The 22,077-nt window shown below is 70.8% G+C and carries 25 protein-coding genes; 17 read left to right on the forward strand and 8 right to left on the reverse strand.

All coding sequences use genetic code 11. The annotated features are described in order from the left end of the window. Positions 1 to 112: 112 nt before the first annotated feature. Both CP981_RS34925 and CP981_RS34930 read left to right on the forward strand, forming a co-directional pair. Positions 113 to 955 carry a patatin-like phospholipase family protein gene (locus CP981_RS34925; RefSeq protein WP_085922195.1) on the forward strand — a complete coding sequence of 281 codons (843 nt, stop codon included), beginning with the start codon at positions 113 to 115 and terminating at the stop codon, positions 953 to 955. A gap of 65 nt (positions 956 to 1,020) precedes the next feature. After that, positions 1,021 to 1,875, forward strand: coding sequence for a spermidine synthase (locus tag CP981_RS34930; protein ID WP_107429483.1), 855 nt, complete (start codon positions 1,021 to 1,023; stop codon positions 1,873 to 1,875). Positions 1,876 to 1,911: 36 nt separating this feature from the next. Here CP981_RS34930 and CP981_RS34935 read toward each other — a convergent pair whose 3' ends face one another. Beyond that, positions 1,912 to 3,267 carry an MFS transporter gene (locus tag CP981_RS34935; protein ID WP_425282191.1) on the reverse strand — a complete coding sequence of 452 codons (1,356 nt, stop codon included), beginning with the start codon at positions 3,265 to 3,267 and terminating at the stop codon, positions 1,912 to 1,914. Between the two features lie 166 nt (positions 3,268 to 3,433). On the opposite strand from CP981_RS34935, the gene CP981_RS34940 reads away from it, so the two are divergent. Both CP981_RS34940 and CP981_RS34945 read left to right on the forward strand, forming a co-directional pair. Then, positions 3,434 to 3,889, forward strand: a complete 456-nt coding sequence (locus CP981_RS34940; protein WP_085922194.1) for a DUF4442 domain-containing protein — start codon at positions 3,434 to 3,436, stop codon at positions 3,887 to 3,889. Positions 3,890 to 4,113: 224 nt separating this feature from the next. After that, the gene (locus CP981_RS34945; protein WP_085922193.1) at positions 4,114 to 4,764 is read left to right on the forward strand and encodes a DedA family protein; all 651 of its coding nucleotides are present in this window, start codon (positions 4,114 to 4,116) and stop codon (positions 4,762 to 4,764) included. A 132-nt stretch (positions 4,765 to 4,896) separates the two neighbouring features. On the opposite strand, the gene CP981_RS34950 is transcribed toward CP981_RS34945, so the two are convergent. Both CP981_RS34950 and CP981_RS34955 read right to left on the reverse strand, forming a co-directional pair. Continuing rightward, positions 4,897 to 5,106, reverse strand: a complete 210-nt coding sequence (locus CP981_RS34950; RefSeq protein ID WP_167536182.1) for a hypothetical protein — start codon at positions 5,104 to 5,106, stop codon at positions 4,897 to 4,899. 100 nt (positions 5,107 to 5,206) lie between these two features. Then, positions 5,207 to 7,261: an ATP-binding protein gene (locus CP981_RS34955; RefSeq protein ID WP_107429474.1), complete on the reverse strand. Its 2,055-nt coding sequence runs from the start codon at positions 7,259 to 7,261 to the stop codon at positions 5,207 to 5,209. Between the two features lie 295 nt (positions 7,262 to 7,556). Between CP981_RS34955 and CP981_RS34960 the strand changes: the two genes are divergently transcribed. The 9 genes from CP981_RS34960 to CP981_RS35000 all read left to right on the forward strand — a co-directional run bounded on the left by CP981_RS34960 (position 7,557) and on the right by CP981_RS35000 (position 15,592). Next, positions 7,557 to 8,543, forward strand: a complete 987-nt coding sequence (locus CP981_RS34960) for an alpha/beta hydrolase (RefSeq protein ID WP_085922192.1) — start codon at positions 7,557 to 7,559, stop codon at positions 8,541 to 8,543. 129 nt (positions 8,544 to 8,672) lie between these two features. Continuing rightward, on the forward strand, positions 8,673 to 9,029 hold the full coding sequence (locus CP981_RS34965; protein WP_085922191.1) for a DUF4333 domain-containing protein: 357 nt from the start codon (positions 8,673 to 8,675) through the stop codon (positions 9,027 to 9,029). A gap of 438 nt (positions 9,030 to 9,467) precedes the next feature. Further along, on the forward strand, positions 9,468 to 10,700 hold the full coding sequence (locus CP981_RS34970; protein WP_085922190.1) for an ATP-binding protein: 1,233 nt from the start codon (positions 9,468 to 9,470) through the stop codon (positions 10,698 to 10,700). Beyond that, positions 10,697 to 11,110 carry a roadblock/LC7 domain-containing protein gene (locus CP981_RS34975; RefSeq protein WP_085922189.1) on the forward strand — a complete coding sequence of 138 codons (414 nt, stop codon included), beginning with the start codon at positions 10,697 to 10,699 and terminating at the stop codon, positions 11,108 to 11,110. The genes CP981_RS34970 and CP981_RS34975 overlap by 4 nt, the downstream gene beginning before the upstream one ends. Continuing rightward, a complete protein-coding gene (locus CP981_RS34980) occupies positions 11,107 to 11,487 on the forward strand; it encodes a DUF742 domain-containing protein (RefSeq protein WP_042158149.1) in 381 nt (126 codons plus the stop codon). The genes CP981_RS34975 and CP981_RS34980 overlap by 4 nt, the downstream gene beginning before the upstream one ends. Next, positions 11,462 to 12,052: a GTP-binding protein gene (locus tag CP981_RS34985; protein ID WP_085922188.1), complete on the forward strand. Its 591-nt coding sequence runs from the start codon at positions 11,462 to 11,464 to the stop codon at positions 12,050 to 12,052. The genes CP981_RS34980 and CP981_RS34985 overlap by 26 nt, the downstream gene beginning before the upstream one ends. Before the next feature lie 10 nt (positions 12,053 to 12,062). Then, positions 12,063 to 13,421, forward strand: a complete 1,359-nt coding sequence (locus CP981_RS34990; RefSeq protein ID WP_085922187.1) for a cytochrome P450 — start codon at positions 12,063 to 12,065, stop codon at positions 13,419 to 13,421. Positions 13,422 to 13,644: 223 nt separating this feature from the next. Further along, complete coding sequence (locus CP981_RS34995) at positions 13,645 to 14,778, forward strand: cytochrome P450 (RefSeq protein ID WP_244329935.1); 1,134 nt, start codon at positions 13,645 to 13,647, stop codon at positions 14,776 to 14,778. Positions 14,779 to 14,830: 52 nt separating this feature from the next. Next, on the forward strand, positions 14,831 to 15,592 hold the full coding sequence (locus tag CP981_RS35000; protein WP_085922185.1) for an enoyl-CoA hydratase/isomerase family protein: 762 nt from the start codon (positions 14,831 to 14,833) through the stop codon (positions 15,590 to 15,592). A 77-nt stretch (positions 15,593 to 15,669) separates the two neighbouring features. Here CP981_RS35000 and CP981_RS35005 read toward each other — a convergent pair whose 3' ends face one another. Then, a complete protein-coding gene (locus CP981_RS35005; protein WP_085922184.1) occupies positions 15,670 to 16,209 on the reverse strand; it encodes a gamma carbonic anhydrase family protein in 540 nt (179 codons plus the stop codon). A 141-nt stretch (positions 16,210 to 16,350) separates the two neighbouring features. Between CP981_RS35005 and CP981_RS35010 the strand changes: the two genes are divergently transcribed. Then, positions 16,351 to 17,115: an acyltransferase gene (locus tag CP981_RS35010; protein WP_208853025.1), complete on the forward strand. Its 765-nt coding sequence runs from the start codon at positions 16,351 to 16,353 to the stop codon at positions 17,113 to 17,115. A 72-nt stretch (positions 17,116 to 17,187) separates the two neighbouring features. On the opposite strand, the gene CP981_RS35015 is transcribed toward CP981_RS35010, so the two are convergent. Then, entirely contained in the window at positions 17,188 to 18,057 is an 870-nt protein-coding gene (locus tag CP981_RS35015) for a DMT family transporter (RefSeq protein ID WP_085922431.1), read from the reverse strand. A 105-nt stretch (positions 18,058 to 18,162) separates the two neighbouring features. On the opposite strand from CP981_RS35015, the gene CP981_RS35020 reads away from it, so the two are divergent. Next, positions 18,163 to 18,735, forward strand: a complete 573-nt coding sequence (locus CP981_RS35020; protein ID WP_085922183.1) for a helix-turn-helix domain-containing protein — start codon at positions 18,163 to 18,165, stop codon at positions 18,733 to 18,735. Between the two features lie 43 nt (positions 18,736 to 18,778). Continuing rightward, positions 18,779 to 19,336 (forward strand): YbaK/EbsC family protein, encoded by a 558-nt coding sequence (locus CP981_RS35025; protein ID WP_167536183.1) that lies wholly within the window; start codon positions 18,779 to 18,781, stop codon positions 19,334 to 19,336. A 106-nt stretch (positions 19,337 to 19,442) separates the two neighbouring features. Here CP981_RS35025 and CP981_RS35030 read toward each other — a convergent pair whose 3' ends face one another. After that, entirely contained in the window at positions 19,443 to 19,850 is a 408-nt protein-coding gene (locus CP981_RS35030; RefSeq protein ID WP_085922182.1) for a CoA-binding protein, read from the reverse strand. 173 nt (positions 19,851 to 20,023) lie between these two features. Further along, the gene (locus CP981_RS35035; protein WP_085922181.1) at positions 20,024 to 20,806 is read right to left on the reverse strand and encodes a type VII secretion system-associated protein; all 783 of its coding nucleotides are present in this window, start codon (positions 20,804 to 20,806) and stop codon (positions 20,024 to 20,026) included. A 263-nt stretch (positions 20,807 to 21,069) separates the two neighbouring features. Here CP981_RS35035 and CP981_RS35040 point away from each other — a divergent pair, with 263 nt between their 5' ends. Continuing rightward, positions 21,070 to 21,696: a YigZ family protein gene (locus CP981_RS35040; protein WP_085922180.1), complete on the forward strand. Its 627-nt coding sequence runs from the start codon at positions 21,070 to 21,072 to the stop codon at positions 21,694 to 21,696. 89 nt (positions 21,697 to 21,785) lie between these two features. On the opposite strand, the gene CP981_RS35045 is transcribed toward CP981_RS35040, so the two are convergent. Further along, positions 21,786 to 21,974, reverse strand: coding sequence for a hypothetical protein (locus CP981_RS35045; protein ID WP_143658794.1), 189 nt, complete (start codon positions 21,972 to 21,974; stop codon positions 21,786 to 21,788). Between the last annotated feature and the right edge of the window lie 103 nt (positions 21,975 to 22,077).

The raw sequence follows: 22,077 nt of genomic DNA on the forward strand, positions 1-22,077 counted from the left end.
CCGCTGTCCCGGGGACAGGCGGGGTGCGAAACTGCTCGCCACGGATGACGAGGATGCTCCGGCCGCGCCGTACGGGCGCGGCCGGTCGGCCCGAAGGCGCGAGGGAGACACCATGGCAGGTACGGCACTGGTCCTGGGCGGCGGCGGGCTCACCGGGATCGGCTGGGAGATCGGGATGCTGGCCGGACTCGCCGAGGCGGGCGCCGACCTCACCGGGGCCGATGTCGTCATCGGCACCTCCGCCGGCTCGATCGTCGGCGCCCATCTCACCTCCCGGCAGCTGTCCCTGGAGGAGATGTACGAACGCCAGCTCGCCGTACCGGAGGCCCACTCGGCCGCCCGTATGGGCCCGGCCGCCCTGGCCCGGTTCGCGGCCCTCGCGCTGCGTTCCCGTGACACGGTCTCCTTCGGTGTCCGCATGGGCAAGCTGGCGCTCGCGGCCCGTACCGTCCCCGAGGCGGAACAGCGCGCGGTGATCGCCCGGACCCTGGGAATGACCGACTGGCCGGACCGACGGCTGGTCATCACGGCGGTGGAGGTGGCGACGGGGGAGCGGACCGCGTTCGACGACACGAGCGGGGTGCGGCTGCTCGACGCGGTGGGCGCGAGCTGCGCGGTCCCCGGCATCTATCCGCCGGTCACCATTGACGGCACCCGCTGGATCGACGGCGGGGTGCACTCCACCGCCAACGCCGATCTGGCCGCCGGATACAGCCGGGTGGTGGTCGTCGCGCCGATGGCGGCCTCCGGCGGGCCGATCGCCGGACCGCGGGCGCAGGGCGAGCGACTGGCGCGCGGCGGCGCCCGGGTGTGTGTGATCACGCCGGACCGGGTGGCGAGGTCGGCGTTCGGCCGTAACGTCCTCGACCCGGCAAAGCGCGCGGACGCGGCCCGTGCGGGGCGCCGGCAGGCCGCCGCGCACGTGGCGGAGATCCGGCGGGTCTGGTCGGACTGACCGGTGGGCCGGTGCCCGCGGCGACCGTGGCCGGGGCGCCCCGCCCGCACCGGCACAATGGGGCGGTGGACGAAGCACCCGACCCGATACCCGTCACCCGGACCGTGGACTGCGGCACCGCCAAGCTGCTGCCGGACGTCGACCGGCCCCGCGCCTGGCTGCTGACCGTGGACGGCGCACCGCAGTCGTACGTGGACCTCGATGCGCCCGTCCATCTGGAGTTCGAGTATGTGCGGCGGCTGGCATACGTCCTGGACGAGGCGGCCGCCCCGGGGCAGTCGCTCGACGTGCTGCATCTGGGCGGCGGGGCGCTGACCCTGCCGCGCTACCTCGCCGCCACCCGTCCGCAGTCCCGGCAGGACGTCGTGGAAGCCGACCGCGGGCTGCTCGCCCTGGTCACGGAGCATCTGCCGCTGCCCGGCGACAGCGGGATCACCGTGCATCCGGAGGACGCCCGGACGGCGCTGGAGGCCGCGCCGGAGGACAGCGCCGATGTCATCGTGGCGGATGTCTTCGGCGGGTCGCGGGTGCCGGCCCAGCTCACCTCGGTCGAGTACGCACGGGCCGCGGCGCGGGTGCTGCGGCCGGACGGCTGCTATGCGGCGAACCTCGCGGACAGCGCGCCGTTCACCTTTCTGCGCGGCCAACTCGCCAATTTCGCCACGGTCTTCGAGCATCTCGCGCTGATCGCCGAGCCCTCGGTGCTGCGCGGTCGCCGGTTCGGCAACGCCGTGCTGCTCGCCTCGCGGGCGCCGCTCCCCGTCGCCGCCCTGGCCCGGCGGACGGCCGGTGACGCCTTCCCGGCCCGGGTCGAGCACGGCGCGGCGCTGCGCCGGCTGATCGCGAACGCGGCTCCCGTACGCGATGCCGAGGCGGTGGCGTCCCCGGTGCCGCCGGACGGCGCGTTCAGCGTGGGCTGACCCCGGCCCGCTCCGGCCCGGCGCCGGCGGGACCGGCTACTCCGCCCCCGCGGTGTCGGGTTCCGTCGCCCCGGCAGACACACCGGCGACCGGCTCCGCCGTCGTACGCCGCGTCAGTCGCCGGACATCGGGTACGCACAGCACCGCCGCCGTCAGCAGCACGATCACCGCCGAACAGCCCCACAGCGCGGCCGTCCGGCCGATGAGGTCCTGTACGGGGCCGGCCAGCGCGGTGGCCAGGGGGACCATGGCCAGTGACCCGAGCCAGTCGTAGGACGAGACCCGGGAGAACTTCTCCTCGGGGATCTCCTGGTGCAGCGCGGTCATCCACGTCACCGCGAAGACCTCGATGGCGATCCCGCTGCCGAACATGATCGCGGTCAGTCCGGCCACGGGCAGCGGCACAGCGAGCGCGGCGGACGGGAGGGCGAGCGGGAAGACACACAGTGCACCGGTCAGCAGCATGCGGCGGGGTCTCACCCGGGCCATCAGCAGGGCGCCGCCCACCGTGCCCACACCGAACGCGGCCAGCGCCAGCCCCCAGGGGCCGGGGCCGCCCAGACGCTGCTCGGCGACCAGGGGCCCGTAGACCGCCTCGGCGGCCGACACCACCGCGTTGACGAGGGAGAACTGCACCACCACCGCCCACAGCCAGGGCCGGGAGACGACCTCGCGCCAGCCGTCCCGCAGATCGTGCAGCATCCCGCCGCCGGGAGCCCGCTCGGGGACCCCGCTGACGTCGAGGAAGGCGCGCAGCGCCGCCGCGAGGGCGAAGGCGGCGGAGTCGACGGCCAGCACCCAGCCGGGTCCGACCGCGGCGACCAGCGCGCCGCCCAGTGCCGCGCCGCCGATGTTCGCGCCGTTCATGCCCATGCGGTACACGGCGAAGGCACGTCCCGCCTGGTCGCCGGAGACACTGGCGAGGACCATGCCCTCGGAGGCCGGCGCGAAGAACGCCTGCCCGGTGCCGCCGAGCGCGGCCAGCAGCGCCATCTGCCACAGCCGCGGCTCCCCGGCCAGTACGAGCAGCGCGAACAGGCCTTGGGAGACACAGCTGAGGGCGTTCGCGGCGACCATGACGCGATGCCGGGGGAGCCGGTCGGCGACCGCGCCGCCGATCAGCAGGAAGAAGACCAGCGGGATCGTCCGCGCGGCGGCGACCAGGCCGACATCGGTGGCGGAGCCGCCGGCGGCGAGCACCGCGAACGCGCTCGCGATCAGCGCGCCGGAGCTGCCGAGGCTCGCGATCACCGTGGCGCCGGTGAGCAGCAGATAGTTGCGCCCCGCCCATGGGGGGAGGGTCTTCAGCACGACCGCACCGGCCGGGCAGGTGCCGTGGTGGACCGCTTCCGGCTCGGGTCGTCCGGTCGGTGCACCGGGTGTGCCGGGCACGTCACCCGTCCGTCTCCGCTGTGTTGTTGTCCTGTCCCCATGGGCGTCCACGATAGGACGGGCGTGGGACGGGGAGCACCGGGTTATTGCCCGGCGTCCGGCGAAGAGCCGACCCAGGAAACGGCCGACTCTTCCCACCTAAGCTACCGCTAGGTAACATGACCTCATGTCCTCCGAGACCCTGCCGTCGATCGGCGAAATGATGGCGGCATCCGTGCCGATGGCCCGCACCCTGAACCTCGAGTTCACCGAGACCACCGCCGAGCGCGCCGTGGTCCGCATGCCCGACCAGCCCGACTTCCACAACCACGTCGGCGGTCCGCACGCCGGCGCGATGTTCACCCTCGCCGAGTCGGCGAGCGGCGCCATCGTCATGGCGGCCTTCGGCGACCAGCTCGGCCGCGCGGTGCCGCTCGCGGTGCGCGCCGAGATCGGCTACAAGAAGCTCGCCATGGGGCCCGTCACCGCCACCGCGGAGCTGGGCCGGTCGGTGGCCGAGATCGTCGCCGAGCTCGACGCCGGCGAGCGCCCGGAATTCCCGGTGAACATCGCCATCACCCGCGAGGACGGCGCGGTGACCGGCGAGATGAGCATCGTGTGGACCCTGCGCCCCAATAAGTGAGCTGCCTCTCCATGGGGCCCTCACGGCCCGCCGTGCACCGCGCGGCGGGCCGTCGCCGTGTCCGGGCGCCAGATGTTGCGTAGCGCACGTGGACTCGGCCCCCGGGCGGCCCGATCGAGTACGCTTCCCGGGGCGCGCTGCGGTGCGCCAGGGGACTGATCGGCACGGTGTCACGGACGTCGGGCCACGGCCCACGGGGCCCTACACCAGCGGAGGAATCGGCGTTGCACATCCAGGAGTGGCTCGAGTCGGTACCGGCCGTGAGCGTCTACCTCCTGGTGGGGGTGGTCATCGGCCTGGAGAGCCTGGGCATTCCGCTGCCCGGCGAGATCGTCCTCGTCAGCGCGGCGATCCTCGCGGCGACCCAGGACCACATCAATCCGTTCGTGCTGGGCGCCTGTGCGACCGGTGGCGCGATCATCGGTGACTCCATCGGGTATCTGATCGGACGCAAGGGGGGCCAGCCCCTGTTGCACTGGGCCGGCCGCAAGTTCCCCAAGCACTTCGGCCCCGACCATGTCGCGATGGCCGAGGCGAAGTTCGACAAGTGGGGTATGTGGGCGGTCTTCTTCGGCCGTTTCATCGCGCTGCTGCGCATCTTCGCCGGTCCGCTCGCCGGTGTCCTCAAGATGCCGTACTGGAAGTTCCTGATCGCCAACGTCCTCGGCGGCATCGTCTGGGCCGGCGGTACGACCGCGCTGATCTACAGCGTGGGTGTCGTCGCCGAGGAGTGGCTCAAGCGCTTCTCCTGGCTCGGGCTGGTCGCCGCCCTGCTGTTCGGCGTCGGCTTCTTCCTCCTCATGAAGCACCGGGCGAAGAAGGCGGCCGCCGCCCGCGAGGCGGCGGAGACCCCGGTCGCGGCGACGGTCGACTGACCGCGCGGGCCGCTTCCCGCGGCTCGGCCCGTGGGGGCGCAACTGCGGGTGAACACCGGTAGTTGAACGCCCGGGTACGGCAACTCACCTACAGGCGATGCCCGTTCGGTCCGCTCAGGGACGGGCATCGCGTCAGGGCATCAGCCAGACGTCGGGTCCGCCGTCGCGCCATTCGAAGACGCCGGTGTCGTCCCAGACGAAGGTGGTGGCGCAGAAACCGGCCCGGCGCAGGATCGCGGCCACGTCACCGGGGCGCAGCGCCCGTCCCAGATCCTGTCCGTAAAGCGTCACACGGCGACCGCCGGTGCAGGGCGGATGCACGATCACGGGGGCACGCTTCATACGCCCCAGCATGCGACCGTCCCGCCGCCCCCGCATCCCGAGCGCGACGGGCTCGTCACCTACCGTGTCCGCCTTTGGGGCAGCCACGGCTCCCCGGCCTTCATGGCCCCGTCCGCAGCCGTGAGAAGAACGGCTGGGGCGGTACGTCCGGTCCGCCGGGCCGCCACCACGGGGCCTCCTCGTCATGGTCCGGCGGCGGCTCCCCGTCGCGCACCTCACGTGGCAGACCGGTCAGCAGATCGTGGGCCCCGGCGATGAACAGCGGGTCACCGATGAGCTTTTTGGCCGCCAGCGCCGCATGGCAGGCCCGGAGCGCCGCCGCCGGCTCCCCATGGGCGCGCTCGGTCGCCGCACAGGCATAGAGGACCGTCGAATACAGCCAGAAATCGCCGTCCGAGTGCCGGCTCTCCCAGGCGCGACGGGCCGCGTCCCGGGCCCGCTCCGGGTCGGGGGACGACAGGGCGACGGCGAGCAGCGCCCAGCTGTGGGCCGGCCCCGGGCCGAACCACGGGTCCCGGGAGCGGTGCCGGGCCGCCTCCTCCAGACAGGCCACCGCCGCCGCGGTGTTCCCCCGGTACAGCGCCAGCACTCCGTGCGCATGCGCGATACGGGCCAGCCCGTCGGAGTCCGCATGCATCACGGCCGCCGTCCACGCCTCGTCGAGCAGCGCCTCCGCTGCGCCGAGTGCGTGCTCCTGCGCCGCGAGATATCCGGCCAGCCACAGCGCGCGGGCCCGCAGCGCGGTGTCGTCCCGGGAGAGCAGCAGCAACCGGTCCAGATGCGCCCGCCCCTCGCGGCGGAAGCCGCAGGCCGCCCAGTGGAACCACAGCGACACCGCGATCTCCAGCGCGCCGAGCGCGTCCTCCGCGTCCTGCGGGGGCCGGGTCAGCGCCGCGTCGAGGTTGGCCTGTTCGTCCTCCACCAGACGTACGGCGACCTGCTGATGGGGGCCCTGCCAGGCGATCTGGGCCTCGGCCGCGAGCGCCGCGCAGGCCTGCCGGAACCGCCGCAGCGCCGCGGCCTCCTCGCCCGCCTCACGCAGCTGCGTCCGCCCGAAGTCCCGGGCGGCGCGGGGGAGTCGGTAGCGCGGCGGCAGCGCCGTCCCGGTGTCCTCCTGCGTGCCCCCCGCGTCCCGTACGCGCTCCACGACCGAGGCGGTGAGCAGCCGTTCCAGGGCGCCCTCGACCGCGGCCGCAGGAACGTCACAGCTGGAACAGACGCAACTGGCGAGCCAGGGATCGAAGTCGCCGGGCAGCACCGAGAGCCGCGCCCAGACCCGCCGGTCGAGGGGCGAGCAGAGGGCGTAGCCCGCGGCCTGCGCGGCGTAGAGCGAGGTGTGCCGCACGGTCGCCGCCGGCCCTGAGTAGAACAGCGGACCGTCCGACCCCACCTGCGCCGCGAGCTGCGGCAACGACATCCGGTCCAGCTGCTGCGCGGCCAGCGCGATCGCCAGCGGCGAGCCCTCCAGCGCCTGGCACACGGCGATCAGCAGCTCCGGCGTGGCGGCCCCGGCCCGCGTGGCCAGCAGCTCGACGGCCGGCCCGGCGATCCCCTCGCCCAGCGTCACCGGAAGCGGCGCGATGGCGACGGTCCGCTCCTCGGGCAGCCCGAGCGCACCCCGTGCGGTCGCCACGATGCGCAGTGTGGGATCGGCCCGCAGCAGCCGGCGTACGAGCTGGGCGCACTCGTCGCGCAGCGGATCGCAGTCGTCCAGCAGCACGGTCGCGCGAGACCGCCGGCAGTGCGCGGCGAGCGCGGCCATCGCCGTATCGTCCGCCGGAGCGCGCCCTGTTGGGGCCTCCGCCGGTCCCATCAGGCCGTGCACCGGTTCGCCGACGCGGGGCGGGGCGGCCCGCCGGACGAGCGCCGCCGTGGTGTCCTGGCGGGCGCTGTCCGCCGGCCGCGCCGCCCGGAGCAGCGCCGCCGTCAGCCCGCCCTCGGGCAGACCGTCCCAGCAGCCGACACGGAGGACCGTGCCGTCGTGCCGGGCGGTGTGCTCCTCCAGGACGGCGCGGGCCAGCACGCTCTTGCCCACTCCCGCGGCTCCGGTGAGCGTCACGAGCGGCGCGCTGCCCAGCAGCCCGGACACCAGCTCGTGCTCAACGGCCCGCCCCACTACGCCGGGCAGCGGCCGGCGATCGGCCCTCGCGGTCATCGGTCATCCCCAACCACGGCACAGCGCCGCGCCCTTCGGAATTGGAAACCCACCTTGCCAGAACCGACCGACCGGTAAACAACCCGTGGCCTCATCGAACGAGGGAAACCCGGCCGGTGTACTTGACGTGCCGGTGCGTCGTTGCGCGGGGCCGCGCGCGCGGACCACCAGGTCAGGGTGGCCGGAGGCGGCATCGGGGGCGCCGCGGGCGATCTTGAGGTGATGTCTTGCGACCGGCGGCTTGGTGGCAGCGTGACTGCCCGCGGCCGGCCAAGAAGCCAAGGAGAACGTCCCGATGAAGTGCCTGCGCGTCAGCCTTGTGGTGAGTGTGGCGGCTCTGGGGCTGGTGGCCGGCTGCGGCGGCGGCACCGTCCACCCCTCCGGCGAGCCGCAGCCGGCGGCCCATGCCGCGGACGCCCGCAACGGACAGCCGCGGGTGGTGCCGCCCCGCGGACCGCGCTCTACCTTCACCGCGTTCCGTCCGACCGGGGGCGGGAGCCGGGTCGTCACGACGAAGTGGCACGGCCGCAAGTCCGGTTTCACCGGCGCCATATGGGCCTGGGTGCCGCCGGAGTACCACCAGGCGCGCTACGCCAAGAGCGGCTTCCCGGTGCTGATCGCGCTGCCCGGCGCCTACGGCTTTCCGTTCAACTACTGGGCGGGGGACGCCTTCGCGCTGGAGGAGCGGATCGCGAAGTGGTCGCGGCAGGGCCGGACGCTGCCGTTCATCGTCGTGATGCCGGTGCTCAATCCGTGCCGGACGTACTACGACGGCAGCGACATCCCCGGGCAGCCCAAGATGGGCACCTGGCTGACCGAGGACGTACCGGACTTCGCGCGGGCCAACTTCCGTACGTACGACAGCCGTGACGGCTGGGCCTTCATGGGCTCCTCGTCCGGTGGCTTCGCCGCGCTGAAGGCCGTCCTGAAAGAACCCCAGAAGTTCAAGGCGGCCGTCGTCAACGGGCCTGATACCGCGCCGGATTCACCGCTGTGGCAGGGACACCCGGCCGAGATGCGCGCCAACGACCCACGCCACCTGGCCCGGAGGCTGGCCGCGCGCAAGGACCTGCCGGTCTATCTCGCCTTCGAGCTCGGGAGCAAGGAGGCGGCGGCGCCCGATGTGAAGCGCTTCATCAGGGACTACACCGGCGGACCGGTCCACTCCACGCTCTTCGAGATACCGGACGGCGTGCACAGCGGGCACACCTACATCCGGCGGATGGCCGAGTCGCTGCACTGGATCAGCCGGCGGATGCGGGGCCCCGTACCGTCCGCGTGACGCACCGTCGGCCGGCCGGGCGCACGGTGGGGGCTCCTGTTGCCGGAACCGGGCCACCGGCAAGAATTGCCCGTGACCCGGCCCGTGGGCACGGCCGGTGTCCGTGTGGTGCCCACGGGAAGGAGAACTGTGCGGAATCTGCGAGCTGTCGGCCTGCTGCTGGCCGGTACGGCTCTGCTGGCAGGCAGCTTCACGGCGGGCAGCCGATGGCTGACGGACCGGGACGCGACCAGTGAGGTGGACGGGACGTCCGATGCCGTCCCGCGCGACGAGATCGCCCACTCGATCTCGGGCCATCTGTCGCTTCCGGTGATCCCCAGGGGACCGCGCTCGGTCGACTGCGCGAAGGACCTGCGGGCCGTCATGGGGGCCCGGACCCACTGCACGGCCCACTATCTGCGGGGCACCGACCGGGACATGACCGTACGGGTCGTACGGGTCCGCGGCGGCGAGATCACCTATGTCCATGACGCGCCCCATCGCTGACCTTTGCTGACCGCTGTTGCACGTTGCGTTCGCGATGGCAGCAGGGGCAGCGCATCAACGGTCCGTCAGGAAGCGGGCGGACCGGTTGCGCCGCCAGGACCGGCATCAGTGCCCAATGAACCCAATCTGGGCCTTTGTTGAATCTGCTTCAGATGCTGCAAGTGCGCAGATCGCCGTTGGACGGCGGGTGTTGCTGTGATGCTAAGATCATCGCACTTGCCAACCGGGTAGTCACCTGCTAAGGCAAGAAAGAAATTCCGCGCATTGGCCTAAGAAAACCGCCACCCCGGGGAGAACTATGCCATTAGCCGGCCCTTCGATGGCTTTCTGGCAGGCGACTGTGCGCGGCCGTACACGTATGTCTGGGGCCGTGGGTGATTCTCTACGTCACAGCCAGGCATACGACACCTGGTGGATCCGTCATCCGAAGAGAGTCCTATGACGCAATATTTCCAGGATCCAGCTTTCTGGGGATTGATCGCTGGTACCCCTGTTGCTGCCACCGCGGTTATTCGCGGCAGAATGAAGATCGCGGATCTCCGAAAAGAAAAGGCGGAGCTCAAGCAGCACTACGCCAATCTTGAAGATCACTACACGGAGGCCGTCGAAGAGGCCAAGGACCGGGCCGAAGAGGCTACGAAGACGACCCTGAAGTCCGCCATGCGGACCCTCCAGGGGCTGGCGAGCGAACAGCAGCTGGCGATTTCCAAGCTTCAGGACACGTATGGCGAGCACAAGATCCTTCAGGATCTGCTCGACATCGACCACATGAACTCGCAGTTCGCGCGACGGGCCCAGTCCATCGCCGTGCTCTGTGACGGCTGGCTCGGCCGGCGCCGGAACAACGCCTCGCTCTACGATGTGGTCCGCAGCGCCAAGGGTCGAATTCGCCATTTCACCCGCGTCGAGATCCGGTCGCAGAGCAATGTCGCCATCGTGAGCCGCGCGGTGGAACCGGTTGCGCTGGTGCTTGCCGAACTGCTGGACAACGCCACCAGCTATTCGGCGCCGGAAACGATGATCGAGATCAATATCCGGCCGGTGCCCAAGGGTGTCTGCATCATCGTCGACGACGCCGGTGTCGGTATGAACGAGGAGGAGAAGTCACGAGCCGCTCAGCTGCTGTCGAGCGAGAATGCGGCCAGTGTCTCCAGCCTCGGTAATCCACCGCAGTTCGGATTCACGGTCATGGGTGTGCTCGCCGCCCGCTACGGCTTCACCGTATCGGTGGATTCGACCTCTCCCTATGGTGGCGTGCGCGCGGTCGTCCTGCTCCCCGACGATCTACTGACGTCTCTGCACGAGCCCGAGGAGAGCCCTGTCGTGGCCGCGTCCGCTCCGTTGCCGCCTGAGAACGCCCCTGGTCACCCGGCCCATGGCGCCCCGGCGTCGGCCATACCCGGATACCCGCCGGCCGGCCCCCCGGCTCCGGGACCGCCGCCTCCGGGACAGCCGGCCGGTGCCCGACCGGTTCCCGAGACCACGGCCGGCGGTCTGCCGAAGCGCCGCCGCCGCGGGGCGATTTCCATTGTGCCGACCGAATCCGAGAGTACGGAAACCCCGGTGCGTGACAGCGCAAGGGCGGCGTCCGTCATGGGCGCATTCCAGCGCGGCACGCAGTCCGGCCGACGTTCCACCAATGCAAGCAGTGAAGGGCCTGAGGTTCAGTGAACTACGATCTGTCGTGGATGCTTGACAGTGCTCTGGAATTGCCGGAAGCACAGCATGCCATCCTCGTCTCCGCGGACGGTCTGCTCATGGCCCGTTCGAAGGATGTCGGCCGGGACCACGCCGATACAGTCGCCGCAGCCATGAGCGGAATGCAGTCGCTGAGCCGTACGGTCGCCGACTTCTGCCTCGGTGGCGCAACCGCCAATCGGCCGCAATGGCGGCAAACACTCGTTGAGTTCGACCATGGCTGGGTCTTTCTGATCTCGGCCGGCGAAGGCGCCTATCTCGCGGTTTCGGCGTCGCCCGATGTCGACATGGCAGAGATCACGTTCCGTATGCAACAGCTGGTGGGCCAGCTCGGTAAGGCATTGACCAGTCCGCCTCGTGAGAGGGCTGATATCCAGCCATGACCACTGACGACGAGCCGGAGCTGGAACACGAAGCAGCGGAATTAGTACGGCCGTACGTCATCACCAACGGCCGCGATCTTCTTGACGGCAGTGACTTCTCGCTGATCACCCTGGTCACCGTGCACGCGGATCCGCCCCGCACGAAACCCCTCGATCCGGAGAAGCTCAGCCTGCTGGAGCTGTGTTCGGGGGGGTTTCTCTCGATCGCCGAGATAGCCGGGCACACCCGGCTCCCGGTGGGCGTCGTCAAGATTCTGGTGTCCGATCTCGCGCGCGAGGGATATCTCTTCTCTCGCGCGCCCATACCTACTGCTCAGCTGGTCGACCGGCAAATCCTAGAGGAGGTGCTGAATGGGCTCCAGGCTCGCTTTGGATGACGGTGTGTACCTGCGCAATTCAGTGCAGACCGCGGCAAAGATCCTCGTGGTCGGACACTTCGCCGTGGGGAAGACGACATTCATCGGGACCATGTCCGAGATTCCGCCGCTGCGGACCGAAGAGATAATGACCCAGGCGGGCGCCGGAATTGACGACCCGAAAGGCGCGCCCCACAAGACCACGACCACGGTCGCCATGGACTTCGGCCGGCTCACGCTCAGCGAGAAGCTGGTCCTCTATCTGTTCGGAACGCCCGGCCAGCAGCGCTTCGTTCAGGTGTGGGAAGACATGACGCGTGGTGCGCTCGGGGCGCTGGTCCTGGTCGACCCCGAGCGGCTCGACGAGTCGTTCCCTGTCATGGACCTGGTGGAACACTACGGAATCCCCTACGCCATCGCCGTGAACCGCTTCGACGGCACGCCCTCGCACTCGCTCGACGAGATCCGGGAGGCTCTGGACCTGCTTCCCGAGACGCCTGTGGTCAGTTGTGACGCACGGGACCAACGTTCCTCGGCGGATTCGCTGATCGCACTCGTCCGATATCTCCAGTCCCGCCTCAACTAGGAGTTCAGGCATGCAATCTCACTCGGAATTCCAGAGCCCGCCGCCCGGCTGCCCCGCGCACGCCGGCGGCGAAAGGGCGCCCCTGCACGGGCCGGAGTTCGCCGCCGCGCCGGACGCTTTCTACGACATGCTGCGGCAGTACGGCCCCACCGCGCCCGTCGAGCTGGCTCCGGGAGTGGAGGCCGAACTCGTCACGGAGTACGCCACGGCGCTCCATGTCCTTCAGAACCCGGACACGTTTGCGCGCGATTCCCGCCGCTGGCGCGCGCTGAACGAGGGACGCGTTCCGATGGACAGCCCCGTGCTGCCGATGATGATGTACCGGCCGAATTGCATGTTCTCGGACGGTGCAGACCATCTGAGGCTGCGTCAGGCAGTGACGGATAGCTTCGGGCGCCTGGACATGCACCGGGTGAGCAGGCATGTCGACCGCGTCGCGGCGTACCTCACCGACCAGTTCAGTGCCCGTGGCAAGGCCGACCTGATCAGCGACTATGCGCAGCTGCTGCCGCTGCTGGTCTTCAACGATCTTTTCGGCTGCCCGGCGGAGATCGGTGACCGGCTGATCAGCGCCATCTCCAACCTCTTCGACGGGATCGATGCGGAGCGGGCCAACGAGGTCATGGCGGGGGCCCTGTTCGAGCTGGTCGCTCTGAAGCGCGTCACGCCGGGCGAGGACATCACCTCCTGGCTGATGCAGCACCCGTCGCGGCTGTCGGACGAGGAGATGGTGCATCAGCTCGCCCTGCTCATCGGGGCCGGCACCGAGCCGGTACAGAACCTCATCGCCAACGCCCTGCGGCTGCTGCTGTCCGACGAGCAGTTCGCGGCCGGCGGTGGCGACCTCCTTGTCGAGGACGCCATCAACGAGGTGCTGTGGAACAGCCCGCCGATCGCCAACTACGCCACCCACTACCCGGTGCACGAGGTGGAACTCTCCGGGAACAAGCTGGCAGCCGGAACCCCGGTGCTGGTCAGCTTCGCGGCGGCCAATGGTGACCCCAGCCTGTCCGCGACCCGGCAGACGTTCAGCAAGCGGGCCCATCTGGCCTGGGGAGCCGGGCCGCATGCCTGCCCGGCGAAGGATCCCGCGCTGCTGATCTCCATACGGGCGATCGAGAAGCTGCTGAACACGCTGCCCGACATCGAGCTGGGCGCCCCGGCCGAGACGCTGACCTGGCGGCCCGGCCCGTTCCACCGGGCGCTCAACGCGCTGCCTGCGCGCTTCACTCCCGTACGCAGCGAGCGGCGGGGCCCGCAGTCCGGCGCGGCGGCCGGTCCGGGCGGGGATGCCCGTAACCAGGGGCAGCAGAACAAGCCGCAAAAGGGAAGCTGGTGGAGCGGATTCCTCAGTTGGTGGCGGGTGTGATGTTCACGACAGCTTGAATGTCCGTGCGTCGCATGAACGTTCGGCAGTAGGGGTATGCAGGGCAGGCGACTTATTCAGTGATCTTCCGAAAGAAGGTGTCGCCTTGCAGCCCGCCCTGGCCGCTGCCCCCATTGACCGGCGCAGTGTGGTTTCGCTTTTCTCCCGTCTGCGCACGGCCGATGGCCAGTCGAATTCCTTGCCGTTGTACGCGAAACTCAGGGCGATGGGGGATATCGTTCAGGCGCCCTGGGGAGGCTACTTGGCGACCTCGTACGGGCTGTGCCATCAGCTTTTGCGAAGTAGATCCTGGCGGGTCCCGGACAGCGCCTGGCGGGCCCGCCAGGACGATGTGGCCCGCTGGAACGCCTCCGCGTCACGCCAGATGGGCGACACGCTGCCGATGCTCAACCCACCGCACCACACGCGGGTGCGGCGCTCGTTGGGCAATGTTTTCGACCGTAAATCCCTGGCCGACATGAAGAGTTCGGTCGAGCAGACGACGAGCCGGCTGCTCGATCGTTTCGAAGAGGAACTCGTGTACGGCCAGGCTGATTTCTGCGCCCTGGTCAGTGAAGAACTTCCGGTGATCACCATCGGCGAATGGCTGAAGGTTCCGCCCGCCGACTATGGGCTTTTGCGTTCGCTCACCCATGACCAGGTGTACACCCAGGAATTGTTTCCGACGCCGAGTCAACTCGCCCTCTCCGATGAATCGACCCACCAATTGCGGGAGTATTTCACTGCCCTGGTGAGTGAACGAAGGCGAAAACCGGGTGATGATCCGGTTTCCTCGTGGCTGCGCGTCTGGGACGCACAGGAACCCGACCGGGACGCCGCCGACGAGGCCGTCTACGCCCTCACGCTGTTCATGGTCCTGGCCGCGCTGGAGACGACCGCACATGTCCTGTCGAGTGCGGTCCGGCTGCTCCTGGAGCACCCCCGCCAGCTGAACTGGCTGCGAGCCCACCCCGAGCAGATACCGGACGCGGTCGACGAGGTGCTCCGCTACGACGCCCCGATCCATATGATCAGCCGGGTGGCTCCCGAGGACACCGAACTCGCCGGGGTGACCGTCCGCAAGAACGAGATGGTGCAGCTCATGGTCGGCGCCGCCCATCACGACCCGAACCACTACGCCGCCCCGGAGGACTTCGACATCCACCGTCGGGCGTCCCAGCTCGCCTTCGGCGGGGGAATTCACTACTGCCTGGGCAACGCGCTGGCCCGTATGGAGGCGGACTGCCTGCTCACCGGGCTGCTGGAGCGGCTGCCGGGGCTGCGGATCAGCGCTCCGCCCGTCTGGGAGCCGCGGGTGGCCTTCCGCCGCATGATCACACTTCCGGTCGTCCGTGGCTGACATCGGCGGGCACCGGTCTCCCGCACAGCGGAACAAGGAAACAAGGAACCCCATGATCCACGACTTCAAGTCCCTCCTCGTGACACAGGAAGGGCCCGTCCTCACGGTGCGGTTGAACAGCGCCGAGACCGGAAACGCCCTCTCCGGTGAGATGCTCGACGAGCTCCTCGCCGTACTGGGTGCCCTGGACGACGACTCCGGTATCAGGGTCCTGGTCTTCTCCGGCGCGGGCGAGGACTTCTGTCTGGGCGGTGACCGCGCGGAATTCCCCGCACTGCTCGCCGAGGACCCCAGTGGAGTGGGGCTGCGCGCCCTGGGGAACAAGGCGCGCCGGGTGTGCGATGCCCTGGCGAGCACCGACGCGGTGACCATCGCGCGGCTGCACGGCGGGGTGGTCGGGGCCGGTGTGGGGCTGGCGGTCTTCTGCGATCTGCGGGTCGGCGCGGACACCTGCCGCTTCCGGCTGCCGGAGCTGGGGCTGGGGGTGCCGCCCGCCTGGGGCGGCATCATGCCGCGGCTGCTGCACGAGGTGGGTACGGCGAGGATCCGTGAGCTGATATTGACCGCCGACACCTTCGACGCCACCACCGCGCAGGAGCTGTCCATCCTGCACAAGGTCGTCCCGGAGGAGCAGCTCGACCGTGCCGTCACGCAGTGGATCAAGCCGCTGGTCCGCCGTTCCCCCTCGGCTCTGCGGACCGCGAAGCTGATGCTGAACGCCTACACCAACGTCAACCGCCTGGCGGACGCCACCCTGTTCGACGCCGAGCTGCTGTCCTCCGCGCTGACCGTCGCCGCCGCCACCCGGCGCTGAGCCGCCGGCCGCGGCGCGGGCCCGTCCCACGGCCCGCGCCGCGGCGGCCGGACCCCGCACGGTCGGCGTGGCCCGGCTCAGTCCTCGGCGCCCGCGACCGCTTCCCGGTGCTGTGCCGCCAACTCCAGGTACATGACCGCATTGAGCTTGATGGTCTCGCGCTCCTCGTCGGTCAGCGGCCGTTTGACCTTCGCCGGCACCCCGGCGACCAGCGAACCGGGCGGGACCTGCATCCCCTGGGGGACCAGCGCCTGCGCGGCGACCAGCGAGCCTTCGCCGATGTGCGCGCCGTTCAGCACCGTGGCACCCATGCCGATCAGGACATCGTCCTCGACGGTGCAGCCGTGCAGCACCGCGTTGTGCCCGACCGAGACCCGCGCGCCGACGGTCACCGGGAAGCCGGGATCCACATGGACCGTGCAGTTGTCCTGGATGTTGCTGTCGGCACCGAGCACGATCGGGCCGCAGTCCGCCCGCAGCACCGTGTGGTACCAGACGCTGCTGCCCGGAGCCATCGTGACCTCGCCGAGCACGACGGACGTCGGGGCCGTGAACGCCTTGTGATCGACCTTCGGTTCCTTGCCGCCCACCGCTGAAATCAACGCCCGTGCCGTCATCCTGGACCTCCTCGTCGTGCTGCGTCGCGCCGACAGCACCGTAGACGACGGGCGCGGTGCCGGGCGGTGCCGGACGCCGGTGGGGCGAAGATCACAGCCCGTGGCGGGGCCTTCCGGGCGCGGGCTGAGTACGGTGTGCGGGTGCCGATAAACCAGAACGTGTTCTCGTCTGTCGCGGCCTGGCGGCGCCGGGCCGTATCGCGCGCCGTCCACCGTGGCGCGCGCTGGGTGCGCGAGACCGCGGCCGTGACGGCCGAGCGCCCGGGCCCCTACCGCTTCCGCCGGATCGGCACCGGCACCCGGCTCGCCTACCCGCAGGGCACGGTCTTCGGCGACCCGTGGATCGAGCTCGGCGACCACTGCATCATCGCCCAGGACGTGACGCTGACGGCGGGCATGATGCCGGACCTCGATCTCGGTGCGGAGCCGATCCTCACGCTGGGAAATGGTGTGGTGCTGGGCCGCGGCAGCCATGTGATCGCCGATGTCCGGCTGACGATCGGCGATGACTGCTTCTTCGGCCCCGGTGTCTATGTCACCACCACCAACCACAGTTATGACGACCCCGAGGTGCCGGTCGGCAAGCAGTGGCCGCGCAGCGAACCGGTCGTCATCGGCCCCGGCAGCTGGATCGGGACGGGTGCGGTGATCCTGCCCGGCGCGCGGCTGGGCCGGAATGTGGTGGTCGCGGCCGGTGCGGTGGTGCGGGGTGAGGTCCCCGATCACGCGGTGGTCGCCGGTGCGCCCGCCCGGATCGTCCGCCGCTGGGACGCCCGGCAGGGCTGGCAGCCGCCGCTGCGCACCCCCGCGCCGGTACCGATCCCCGAGGGCGTCACCCCGGAGCAGCTGGTCGTGCTGGAGGAGTGGCAGGCGGCGGAGGCCGGCGAGACGTACGAGACGTCCTGACCCGGTCTCGAGACGTATGAGGCGTCCTGACCTGGCCTCAGGTGCGGCGTACTGCTGCCGGCCCGGCCGAGGTCAGCCGCCGGAGGCGAGCAGGGCCGAGCCGACCAGTGCGAGGGAGGCGCCGGCCGTCTGGATCGCCCGCAGCCGCTCCTTGAGGATGCCGAGTGCGGCGAGCGTGGTGACGACCGGGTAGAGGGAGGCGAGCACCGCCGCCATGGTGACCGGTCCGCTCTGAGCGGCGAGCGCGTAGGTGCCGTTGGCGGCGACATCCGCGATACCGACGAAGCCGAGTGCGGGCAGCGCGTCCCGGAGGGCCGGGAGTCCGCCGTCGGGCAGGGCCGGAGTGCCGCGCCGCACCGACGCGTACAGCGCGACGCCGCCGACGGCGACATTGCACAGCCGCTGCACGAACAGGGCGAGAAAGAGCCCGGTCACGGTCGTCGACGCCTCCGAGATCAGCGCCATCACCGCGCCGAAGCCGAACGCCGAGATCACCGTCAGTGCGATCGTCCGGCGGGCCACGGAGGCGCCGCTGATCCGCGGGCCGCCGGCCAGCACGACACCGACCACGGCCACCAGCATGCCGGTGACCTGGAACAGGCCCGGCCGCTCACCCGCCACGATCCCGACGCCGAGCGGGACCAGCACGCTGCCGAAGGACGCGAGCGGGGAGACCACGCCCATCGGGCCGAGCGCCAGCGCGCGGTAGAAGCAGAGCATGGCAGCGGGGCCGACGACACCCGCTCCGACCGCGAACCACAGCTGCGGTCCGGCCTCCCGCCAGCCGCCGGTGGCCAGCACGATGGCGCCCAGTGCGACGGCGGCCAGGGCCTGGGAGACCACCACTACGGTCAGCGCCTGGAGCCGTCGGGTGAGCAGTCCGCCGCCGAAGTCGGCGAGCCCCCAGAGAAGGCTGGTGGCCAGGGCGAAGACCGCTGTCATGGTGAAACCTCGCAGTACAGTGAACCGGACGCTGAAGTACAGCACACCGTAGTGCAGCAGACTGTACTGGGGTATCGAATATATTGGCCTCGACTTGGATGGACCGTGACGGATCTCGACCAGCTCACGCAGTCGCTCGCCCGCAATCTCAAGCACTGGCGCGCCGAGCGCGGCTTCACCCTCGACGCGCTGGCGGCCCGCGCCGGTGTCAGCCGCGGCATGATCATCCAGATTGAGCAGGCCCGTACGAACCCCAGCGTGGGGACCACTGTCAAGATCGCCGACGCGCTCGGCGTCAGCATCACCACGCTCCTCGACTACGAACAGGGCCCGCAGGTACGCATCGTGGCCCCGCAGGAGGCGGTCCGGCTCTGGTCCACCGACGCCGGCAGCTTCACCTCGCTCCTGGTAGGCGCCGAGGCACCAGGACCGTACGAGCTGTGGGACTGGCGGCTGATGCCCGGCGACAGCAGCACCTCCGATCCACATCCCCCGGGCACCGTCGAACTGCTGCATGTCCGGGCCGGCACGCTGACGCTGGTCGTGGACGGCGCGGAGCACGAGGTGACCGCCGGTGCCTCGGCGACCTTCGAGGCCAAGGTCGCGCACGGCTATCGCAACGACGGCACGGAACCGGTCGAGATGACCATGTCGGTGATCATCCCGCCCGTCCGCTGAGACGGCCCGCCACCGGGCCGCCCCGGCTGTTAGCTTGGCGGGCATGCCCGTCCCGATGGATGCCTTTGACGAAGTCCGGCCCGCTGTCGAGTGCCTGGACCTGCTGCCCGAGCCTGTTGCCGCCGCGATCCGTGCCTGGGGCGGCTCCGTGCCCGTCGAGGAGCTGCGCCACGTCGACACGGATCCGGCGATCGCGGACACCGCGCTGCTCGTCGAGCGCCACGGCCCCTGGCTCCTGGAGCAGTCGGCGAACTGTGTGGTGGTGGCCGGCAAGCGCGGCGGCGAGACCACCCTGGCCGCCTGCGTCGTCCTCTCGCACACCCGCGTCGACGTCAACGGGGTGGTGCGTCGTCAACTGGGCGCTCGCAAGGCGTCGTTCGCGCCGATGGACAAGGCGGTCGGCGACAGCGGGATGGAGTACGGCGGGATCACCCCGATCGGCCTGCCCGCAGACTGGCCGCTGTTCGTGGACGCCGCCGTCGTCGACACCCCCTACGCCCTGATCGGCAGCGGCAGCCGCCGCGGCAAGCTCATCGTGCCCGGCAAGGCGCTGGCCGAACTGCCCGGCGCAACGGTCCTGGACGGACTGGGAATCGCCTGACCACCGCGCGCCCGGCCGTTCCGTACGGGACGGCGGGCTCGCGTCACGTCCCCGACGGACGGCGGCTCGCGTCACGCTCCCGTACGGACGCCCGCCGCGCCCCCGCTCAGCCCAGACGCGGCAGTTCGATCGCCGGACAGCGGTCCATCACCATGTCCAGACCCGAGTCGCGCACCCGGTCCCAGGCCGCTTCGTCGACCACTCCGAGCTGGAACCACACGGCCTTCGCCCCGACCGTCACGGCCTCATCGGCGACCGGGCCCGCCAGCTCGCTGTTGACGAAGACATCGACCACATCGACCGGGAAGGGGATCGCGGAGAGCGAGGGATACCCCTGCTCACCATGGACGGGCTCGGCCTTCGGATGCACCGGCACGATCCGCTTGCCGTAGCGCTGGAGCACCTCCGCGACGCCGTGCGCCGGGCGCTGCTCGTTGTTGGACAGGCCCACGACCGCCCAGGTGTCGCCGAGCTCGGTCAGGATCCTGCGGATCGTGCTGGGGTCGCCGTACACGCACTGCCTCCTGCGGATGGAAGGGTCCTGTGCCGCTCAACGGACGGCGTGACCCGGAGATTCCCGTCGCGGGAGACGACAACGCCGCGGGTGTGCGGCGGCCGGTGAACGCTGTATGGCAGACGCCCCGCCCGAAGGGGAAGACGGGCGGGGCGGGTCTTCTGCGCGGTGGTTCAGTTCGCGCCGCGGGCCATGCCGCTGCCGGCCATCCCGGCCCCCACCACGGTGCTGCCCTTCGCGGCCCGGGCCGGTTTGCCGATCCCCCGGCCACTGCCGACGGGCTCGGCACCGCCGGCCCCGGTCCCCGGACGCGGCGCCACGGGAGCGGCCGGCTCCCGCGCCTCCGTCCCGGACACCCCGGCCAGCGCCGCACGCAGCTCCTCGGTGTCCACCAGCATGCTCACCGGCCCGGTCGGGTTGAGGTACAGGGCATGCCCCGGCGGCAGCTGCTCGACCAGGTCGGCCACCGGCCGGCGGTCGTACAGCAGCCGGCCCACCGACTCGAGGTAGCTCTGCGAGGTGTAGACCGGGATCACCGGGGTGCCCTCGGGTGAGGCGGCGGCCAGTGGCGAACCGGTCGCGGTCACCAGGACGGAGACCTCCGCGCGCGCCAGCGCCTCCGAGACGTCCTGCCCCGGCCCGTAGCCGGTCGCGGCGAGCTGAAGTGCGCCATCGACCGCGTCCGTCGGCTCGGACCAGTCCAGCATCTGGGGCGACGGCCGGTACTCCGGATTGTCCCGCCACTCCTCGATCTCGCCCGTCGGACCCGACCGCCACTGGCCGATCAGCGCCCAGAGCGGTGGCGGACCCTCTCCCTGCCAGGTCAGATCCACCATGGCCAGCCAGTGGTCGGGCGCCGTGCGTGCCGCCTCGATGACCTCCGGCGGGGGCTCGGGCATCTCCTCGCCCGTCACCGGAACGCCCGCCGTCATCGCCGACTGTGTGCTCTCTTCCATGCAGCCCTCCGCAAACCCGCCGTTCCTACCTGTACGAGCGGGGCCCCGGAAACACGAGGCTCTCGCACCGCCCTCACAGTGCCCACGGGCAGCGCGGACGTCTCCCCGACGCACCGGGCGGACGGGGCGGGTACGCCGCGTGGCCGTGCGCACTGCGCCCGTACGGCGGACCCCCGCGCCCTTACGGCGGACACCCCCGCGCGGCGCGGGCCACCGGTACCGGCCGCTGTCCGGCTGTCACCGGGGCCGCATAGGCTGGTCCGATGCAGGAGCAGTACCGCACGCTCGCGCGCGAGGGTGTCCACGAGATCGAGATCAACAAGTCCCGCTTCCTCTGCGCGCTCGCGCCCGTCGCGACCGAGACCGAGGCCCAGGACTTCATCGCGCGCATCCGCAAGGAGCACCCCACCGCCCGCCACCACTGCTTCGCCTACGTCCTGGGCGCCGACGGCGGTATCCAGAAGGCGAGCGACGACGGCGAGCCCGGCGGCACCGCGGGCGTGCCGATGCTCCAGATGCTGCTGCGCCGCGAGGTCCGCTTTGCCGTCGCCGTCGTCACCCGCTACTTCGGCGGCGTCAAGCTCGGCGCCGGCGGCCTCATCCGCGCGTACGGGGGCGTCGTCGGCGAGGCGCTCGACACCCTGGGCACGGTCACCCGCCAGCGCTTCCGGCTGGTCACCGTCACCGTCGACCACCAGCGGGCCGGCCGGCTGGAGAACGACCTGCGCACCACCGGCCGCACGGTGCGAGAGGTGACCTACGGCGCGGAGGTCCGCATCGAAATCGGCCTGCCGGAGGCCGACCTGGACACCTTCCGCGCCTGGCTCGCGGACACCACGGCCGGCACGGCACGGCTGGAACTGGGGGGCGAGGCTTATGGGGAGGCCTGATCCGGCGGGCTTGGTGCGCACGGTGGTCGGGTGCGCCGCCCAGAGCTGACGCCTGCTCCGCCGGGGCGGCGCACCCCTCCCGCCCGTGGCTACCCGCCGGCAATCGCCGACAGCATCCTCGTACGGGCCGCCCGGCGGGCCGGCCATATCGCGGCCGGCACTGCCGCGAGGGTGATACCGACCAGCGACAGACCGATGATTCCGGCAGGGAGCGAGAAGTCCCACAACCGCTGCCCGAACATGGCGTGTTGCATGACGGCGACGTCAGGACCGGCCACGGATGCAAGAATGAGGCCCGCAAGGAATGGGGTGCGGACAGTGGTCGCCGTGGTGGGGCCGGTTGCCGGGCCGTGGTGGTCGGGTGCTGGTTCGTGGGCTCTC

The organism is Streptomyces platensis, assembly GCF_008704855.1.
GTDB classification, from domain to species: Bacteria; Actinomycetota; Actinomycetes; order Streptomycetales; family Streptomycetaceae; genus Streptomyces; species Streptomyces platensis.

Bases quoted from the DNA above. Each gene is read 5' to 3' on its own strand.
- CP981_RS34925 (WP_085922195.1), top strand. From the start codon at position 113: ATGGCAGGTACGGCACTGGTCCTGGGCGGCGGCGGGCTCACCGGGATC.
- CP981_RS34940 (WP_085922194.1), top strand. From the start codon at position 3,434: ATGTCCTCCGAGACCCTGCCGTCGATCGGCGAAATGATGGCGGCATCC.
- CP981_RS34950 (WP_167536182.1), bottom strand. From the start codon at position 5,106: ATGAAGCGTGCCCCCGTGATCGTGCATCCGCCCTGCACCGGCGGTCGC.
- CP981_RS34955 (WP_107429474.1), bottom strand. From the start codon at position 7,261: ATGACCGCGAGGGCCGATCGCCGGCCGCTGCCCGGCGTAGTGGGGCGG.
- CP981_RS34960 (WP_085922192.1), top strand. From the start codon at position 7,557: ATGAAGTGCCTGCGCGTCAGCCTTGTGGTGAGTGTGGCGGCTCTGGGG.
- CP981_RS34970 (WP_085922190.1), top strand. From the start codon at position 9,468: ATGACGCAATATTTCCAGGATCCAGCTTTCTGGGGATTGATCGCTGGT.
- CP981_RS34980 (WP_042158149.1), top strand. From the start codon at position 11,107: ATGACCACTGACGACGAGCCGGAGCTGGAACACGAAGCAGCGGAATTA.
- CP981_RS34985 (WP_085922188.1), top strand. From the start codon at position 11,462: ATGGGCTCCAGGCTCGCTTTGGATGACGGTGTGTACCTGCGCAATTCA.
- CP981_RS34990 (WP_085922187.1), top strand. From the start codon at position 12,063: ATGCAATCTCACTCGGAATTCCAGAGCCCGCCGCCCGGCTGCCCCGCG.
- CP981_RS34995 (WP_244329935.1), top strand. From the start codon at position 13,645: ATGGGGGATATCGTTCAGGCGCCCTGGGGAGGCTACTTGGCGACCTCG.
- CP981_RS35000 (WP_085922185.1), top strand. From the start codon at position 14,831: ATGATCCACGACTTCAAGTCCCTCCTCGTGACACAGGAAGGGCCCGTC.
- CP981_RS35005 (WP_085922184.1), bottom strand. From the start codon at position 16,209: ATGACGGCACGGGCGTTGATTTCAGCGGTGGGCGGCAAGGAACCGAAG.
- CP981_RS35015 (WP_085922431.1), bottom strand. From the start codon at position 18,057: ATGACAGCGGTCTTCGCCCTGGCCACCAGCCTTCTCTGGGGGCTCGCC.
- CP981_RS35025 (WP_167536183.1), top strand. From the start codon at position 18,779: ATGCCCGTCCCGATGGATGCCTTTGACGAAGTCCGGCCCGCTGTCGAG.
- CP981_RS35035 (WP_085922181.1), bottom strand. From the start codon at position 20,806: ATGGAAGAGAGCACACAGTCGGCGATGACGGCGGGCGTTCCGGTGACG.
- CP981_RS35040 (WP_085922180.1), top strand. From the start codon at position 21,070: ATGCAGGAGCAGTACCGCACGCTCGCGCGCGAGGGTGTCCACGAGATC.